The 6,043-nt window shown below is 74.9% G+C and carries 6 protein-coding genes; 3 read left to right on the forward strand and 3 right to left on the reverse strand.

Features of this window, described 5'->3' with window-relative positions; genetic code table 11:
• Window positions 1-2,125: beta strand repeat-containing protein (locus tag EPD83_RS19555; RefSeq protein WP_165567035.1), on the forward strand; the 2,125-nt coding region annotated here is incomplete at its 5' end.
• A 402-nt stretch (window positions 2,126-2,527) separates the two neighbouring features.
• Here EPD83_RS19555 and EPD83_RS19560 read toward each other — a convergent pair.
• Genes EPD83_RS19560 through EPD83_RS19570 form a run of 3 tightly spaced genes read right to left on the reverse strand, consistent with a single transcriptional unit; the run spans window position 2,528 to window position 4,889 of the window.
• Window positions 2,528-3,373 carry a cobalamin-binding protein gene (locus EPD83_RS19560; protein WP_128367431.1) on the reverse strand — a complete coding sequence of 282 codons (846 nt, stop codon included), beginning with the start codon at window positions 3,371-3,373 and terminating at the stop codon, window positions 2,528-2,530.
• Between the two features lie 29 nt (window positions 3,374-3,402).
• Complete coding sequence (locus EPD83_RS19565; RefSeq protein WP_128367432.1) at window positions 3,403-4,317, reverse strand: RNA polymerase sigma-70 factor; 915 nt, start codon at window positions 4,315-4,317, stop codon at window positions 3,403-3,405.
• Window positions 4,314-4,889 carry a carboxymuconolactone decarboxylase family protein gene (locus EPD83_RS19570; protein ID WP_128367433.1) on the reverse strand — a complete coding sequence of 192 codons (576 nt, stop codon included), beginning with the start codon at window positions 4,887-4,889 and terminating at the stop codon, window positions 4,314-4,316. The genes EPD83_RS19565 and EPD83_RS19570 overlap by 4 nt, the downstream gene beginning before the upstream one ends.
• A 112-nt stretch (window positions 4,890-5,001) precedes the next feature.
• Here EPD83_RS19570 and EPD83_RS19575 point away from each other — a divergent pair, with 112 nt between their 5' ends.
• Window positions 5,002-5,583, forward strand: coding sequence for a GNAT family N-acetyltransferase (locus tag EPD83_RS19575; protein ID WP_165567036.1), 582 nt, complete (start codon window positions 5,002-5,004; stop codon window positions 5,581-5,583).
• Window positions 5,584-5,759: 176 nt separating this feature from the next.
• Window positions 5,760-6,043, forward strand: a 284-nt coding sequence (locus EPD83_RS19580) for an AfsR/SARP family transcriptional regulator (RefSeq protein WP_205859631.1), incomplete at its 3' end; no start/stop codon positions are given.

Genomic DNA, 6,043 nt, shown 5'->3' on the forward strand with positions numbered 1-6,043 from the left:
GGTCTCGGCCCCGGTCACCGTCTCCGGCAACTCCACGTCCGGCGTCGGCGACAGCCACACCTCGAAGTCCACGACCCACAGCTCGAGCGGGTCCACGGGCTCGGGCGGGTCGACGGGCTCGGGCGGATCTACGGGCTCCGGCGACACGACGTCCGGCAAGGGCTCGATCGCGGGTGGCAACCAGGTCAAGGCGCCGGTCTCCGCTCCGGTCACCGTGAGCGGTAACGCCGCCTCGGTCGTCGGCGACAGCCGCACGGAGAAGGCGACCACGCACCGCGCGAACGGGTCCTCCGGCTCGGGCAGTGGTGGCAGCGTCACCTCGGGTGAGGACTCGGTCGCCGGTGGCAACCAGGTCACCACCCCGGTGAACATCCCCGTCACGGTCGGCGGCAACGCCGTCTCCGGGATCGGGGACTCCACCACCAAGGACGCGACGACCGACGTCACGTCCGGCACCGCCGGGACCGCCGGCTCGGGTGGAAGCGGCACCTCGGGTGAGGACTCGATCGCGGGTGGGAACCAGGTCACCGCCCCGGTGACCGCCCCCGTCACGGTCGGCGGCAACGCCGTCTCCGGGATCGGGGACTCCACCACCAAGGACGCGACGACCGGCGTCACGTCCGGCACCGGCACAGCCAGCACCTCGGGTGGGAACAGCACCTCGGGTGAGGACTCGGTCGCCGGTGGCAACCAGGTCACCACGCCGATGACCGCCCCCGTCACGGTCGGCGGCAACGCCGTCTCGGTCATTGGGGACTCGACCACCAAGGACGCGACGACCGGCGTCACGTCCGGCACTGCCGGCACCTCGGGTGGCAACACCACCACCGGTGAGGACTCGATCGCCGGCGGCAACCAGGTCACCGCCCCGGTGACCGCCCCCGTCACCATCGGCGGCAACGCCGTCTCCGGGATCGGGGACTCCACCACCCAGGACGCGACGACCGACGTCACGTCCGGCACCGACGGCAGCGCCGGGACCGCCGGCTCGGGTGGCAACACCACCTCGGGTGAGGACTCGATCCTCGGTGGCAACCAGGTCACCCTCCCGGTGACCGCCCCCGTCACGGTCGGCGGCAACGCCGTCTCCGGGATCGGGGACTCCACCACCACCGGGTCCACCACCGTCGTGGACACCACCACCGGGACCGCCGGCTCGGGTGGCAACACCACCACCGGCGAGGACTCCCTCGCCGGCGGCAACCAGGTCACCGCCCCGGTGACCGCCCCCGTCACCATCGGCGGCAACGCCATCTCGGTCATCGGGGACTCCACCACCCAGGACGCGACGACCCACGTCACGTCCGGAAGCGCCGGGACCACCGGCACCTCGGGTGGCAACACCACCACCGGCGAGGACTCCATCCTCGGCGGCAACCAGGTCACCGCCCCGGTGACCGCCCCCGTCACCATCGGCGGCAACGCCGTCTCCGGCATCGGGGACTCCACCACCACCGGGTCCACCACCGTCGTGGACACCACCACCGGGACCGCCGGCTCGGGTGGCAACACCACTACCGGCGAGGACTCCCTCGCCGGCGGCAACCAGGTCACCACCCCGGTGACCGCCCCGGTCACCATCGGCGGCAACGCCGTCTCGGTCATCGGGGACTCCATCACGGACGGGGCGACGACCGTCGTCACCACCCCCGGCGGGGACACCCCCGGCGTCAACACCGGCGGGGAGACCCCCGGCGACAACACCGGTGGCGAGACCCCCGGCGACAACACCGGTGGCGAGACCCCCGGCGACAACACCGGCGGGGAGACCCCCGGCGACAACACCGGCGGGGAGACCCCCGGCGAAAACACCGGCGGGGAGACCCCCGGCAACGGCACGGACGACGGGACCGACGACGCGACCGGTAGTGGTCTTGACGGCGGCGCGACGTCCGGCGCCACGACGACCGTCGTCGACGGCTCGCCCGTCCTCGGCGCGGCCTCGGTCGTGACCCCGGCGGCCTTCACCGGTGCGGCGGCGACGCCGAGCTTCGTCGGTACGGCCCCCTCGCTCGCCCAGACGGGCACGGACGCCGCGGAGCTGCTGCTCACGGCGCTGCTGCTGCTCGTCGTCGGCGGGCTCCTCGTGGCCGTCACCCGCCGTCGGGGGGTGGTGACCGTCTGAATCCGGGCGGGTCCGGTGCTCGACTCCCCTGCCGAGTACCGGCCCGCCTCGCCGCGGCGCCCAGGACCGGATGCACCCCTGCACGGTCCGCACGCCCGGCACCGACCGCCCGCTCCGCCCCAGCGCGGAGCGGGCGGTCACTCGCCGGGTGTGCCGCTCCTGTGGACGAGCGCGGCGGTCAGCGCCACGTGCCACTCCCCCGGTCCGGCGCCCCGCCACGACCCCGCGCCGCACGCGCACGTCCAGTGCCAGCGTCCGCGGGGGTCGCACGACACCTCCGGGTGGTGGCCGCGCCGCGTCGCGCGTCGACGGCCCGTCGTCCTCATGTCGGAGACGAGGGCCGACGGGTCGCGGTGATACCTCGACGCGGGACCTCCCCGGCGGAACCGGACGCGTCGGCTCCTACGGGTGCAGGACGCCCGCGAGCTCCTCGACGCCGTCGACGAGCCGCGGGCCGGGGCGGGCCCACAGCCCGTCGGCGTCGACCGGGTGGACGAGCACGTCCGCAGGCAGCACACCCGCCTCGACGAGCCCGCGCGCCTGCTCCGCCGCCCCCTCGCGGTCGTAGCCGCACGGGGCGACGACGACGACGTCGGGGCGGGACGCGTGCAGCGCCGACCACTCGATGCGGCCGGACCGCTCGCCCGCCGTCCCGAGGACGCTCTCGCCGCCGGCGAGAGCGACCATCTCCGGGATCCAGTGCCCCGGCGCGTACGGCGGGTCGGTCCACTCGAGCACGGCGACCCGCGGCCGGTCCCGCCCGGCGACCCGGCGCGACACGGCGTCCAACCGGGACCGGCATGCGTCGACGAGGGCGCGTGCCTGCGCCTCCCGGCCGACCGCCGCCCCGATCGTCACGACCGACGCGAGCACCTCCTCGAGGGTGTGCGGGTCGACGGTGAGCACCTGCGCGGAGCAGCCGAGATGGCGCAGCGCGTCGTCGACCGTCGTCACGTCGAGCGCGCACACCGCGCACAGGTCCTGGGTGACGACGAGGTCGGCGTCCAGCCCGGTGAGCGCACCGGCGTCGAGCCGGTAGAGGTCCTCGCCTCGCCGGAGCGCCGCCGCCACCGCGGCGTCGATCTGCGCGGGGCTGAGGCCCGGCGGCACGGACGAGGTGGATACGACACGGCGGCCGCGCGCCTGCGGGGGGTGGTCGCACTCGAAGGTCACGCCGACGACGTCCTCGCCCGCGCCGACGGCGAAGAGGATCTCCGTCGCGGACGGGACGAGGCTGACGACGCGCACGCGCCGACCGTAGGCGAGACCGCCGACGGTCACCGGGCCAGCCGCACGGCGTCCCGCAGCCGGGTGAGCTTCCGGGGGTTGCGCACGAAGAACAGCGAGGTGACGAGGTCGCCGCGCGCCTCGAGCGTGATGACTGAGTCGACCTCGCCGTCGACGACCGCGACGAGCCCCGGCCCGCCGCCGACGTGCACGACCCGGAACTCGACGGCGACGTCGGCCGGGGTCACGGCGCCGATGAACCGCAGCACCTTCTCGCGGCCCTCGATGGGCCTCAGCGCCGCCTTGCGTACCCCGCCGCCGTCGGTGACGAGCACGACGTCGGGGGCGAGCACGCCGACGAGCGCGGCGACGTCGCCGGTGGCCGCCGCGCGGTGGAACCGCTCGACGACGGCCGCGTGCTCGGCGGCGCCGACGACCTGCCGGGGCCGGCGGGCCGCGACGTGCTCCCGGGCCCGGTGCGCGAGCTGCCGGACCGCCGCCGGGGTGCGCCCGACGGTGACCGCGACCTCGTCGTAGGGCACGTCGAACACCTCGCGCAGGACGAACACGGCCCTCTCCAGCGGCGTGAGGGTCTGGAGGACGAAGAGCATGGCCGTCGACACCGAGTCGGCGAGCTCGACGTCGTCGGCCACGTCCGGAACGGTGAGCAGCGGCTCGGGCAGCCACGGCCCGACGTAGCTCTCGCGGCGGCGGGCGACGGTCCGCAGCCGGTTGAGCGCCAGCCGGGCCACGGTCCGCACGAGGTAGGCCCTCGGGCTCACGACGCCCGAGCGATCCTCGCGCGACCACCGCAGCCAGGCCTCCTGGACGACGTCCTCGGCGTCGGCGGCGACCTCGAGCAGCTCGTAGGCGACGGTGAACAGCAGCGGCCGCAGCGCCTCGAACTCCCCCGGGTCGGGCGGAGCGGCCTCCCGGGCGGCCGGCCGGTCGACGGGGTCGCTCACGACGACGAGGGTAGGGCGATCGGCAGCTCGCAGACCGCCGAGAAGCCCTGGGACTCCAGCCCGGCGGCGCAGTTGAACCGGGCCCGCATGTTCTCCAGCGCGACGAGCTGGGTGAGCTCGACGACGGCCGGCACGCCGAGCGCGTCCTGGAGGCGGTGGCTCAGCGCGTCGTCGACGGTCGGCGGCGTCGCGCTCATCGCCTCGGCGTAGGCGAGGACGTCCCGCTCGACGTCCGTGAAGACGGTGGAGTCGTGCCAGCGCGGGATCTCGCGGATCTTCGTCTCGTCCAGCCCCTCGGTGTGCGCGAGGAAGTAGCCGAAGTCCAGACACCACGAGCAGCCGACGCAGGCCGCCGTCGCCGCCTGCGCGTAGGCCTGCAGGTGCGGGTCCAGGGCGTGCCAGCGTTGCACGCGCCGCTCGAACCCGAGCACCGTCTTGAGCACCGGCAGGTGGTGCGCGTAGACGGCGAGGGTGTCCGGCACCTGCCCCCACATCCGCCGGGACACCGCCTCGACGAGACGGACGTACGGACCGCGTGCGGGGCTCGCGGGGATGCGGAAGGTGCTGCTCACGGGACTCTCCTGGTGTCCGGGCCGGCGCCGGTGCGCCCGCCGTCACCCTCAGGACACCGGCCGCGGCCGCGGTGTGACATCGCGGTGTCGGTGGCCCGTGGTTGGGTGACGCATGGCCGACTGGCAGACCTTCCCCGTCACCCCGGACCGGTTCGACGACTTCGCCGACGTCGTCAACCCCAACCGGCGCGCCACCCACTGTTGGTGCCTCTCGCACCGGCTACGGCTCAAGGAGATCGAGGAGCTCGGCGACGGCGACCGCGAGCAGGCCATGCGGCGCCTCTGCGAGCGCCAGGACCCGCCGGGCGTCGTCACCTACCTCGACGGGACCCCCGTCGGCTGGTGCAACGTCGGCGCCCGTGCCGAGATCCCCCGCCTGGTCCACAGCACGAAGATCCACCCGGTCGACGACGTGCCGGTGTGGAGCATCGTCTGCGTCGTCGTCCGCGGCGGGCACCGTCGCCGGGGGGTGACGACGCCGCTCATCGAGGGCGCCGTCGACTACGCCGCCTCTCGTGGGGCGCCCGCGGTCGAGGCGTACCCGGTCGACCCCGGCGGGGCGCGGATGGACACGACGATGGCGTTCGTCGGTACCCGGTCGATGTTCGAGAAGGCCGGCTTCGAGGTCGTCGGGACCACCGACGCGCTCGCCTCGAGGATGCCCCGCCTGGTGATGCGCCGCTCCCTCGGCTGAGCGGACGGCACCGGCGCCGCCGCCGCACACCGGCTCCCTCGTCGTCCCCGCCCCCGTTCCTCGTCGTCGCCCACCCCCGTCGCCCGCCCGCGACCGCGCCGCGACCGCGTCGCGACCGGGCCGGAGCACGCTGGTCGAACCCCCGCCGGACGACCCGCAGGAACGAGGTGTCCACCGTGACCGCGCGGCCCTACATTGAGCCCGTGCACTACTCGGTGCTCGGTCCGCTGCGGGTGGAGCGCGCGACGGGACCGGTCGAGATCCGGGGGGCCAAGGAGCGGCTGCTCCTGGCCCGGCTCGTCGCCGCCTCGGGACGGGTGGTCGGCACGGCCGACCTCGTCGACACGCTGTGGGGCGACGCCCCGCCCCCGAGCGCGGGCAAGTCCCTGCAGACCTTCGTCGTCCGGCTCCGCAACACCCTCGAGCCGGACCGCAGCGGCCCCCCGCAGGTCCTCGTCAC

The sequence above is a fragment of the Phycicoccus flavus genome, from assembly GCF_004025965.2.
Lineage (GTDB): Bacteria > Actinomycetota > Actinomycetes > Actinomycetales > Dermatophilaceae > Phycicoccus > Phycicoccus flavus.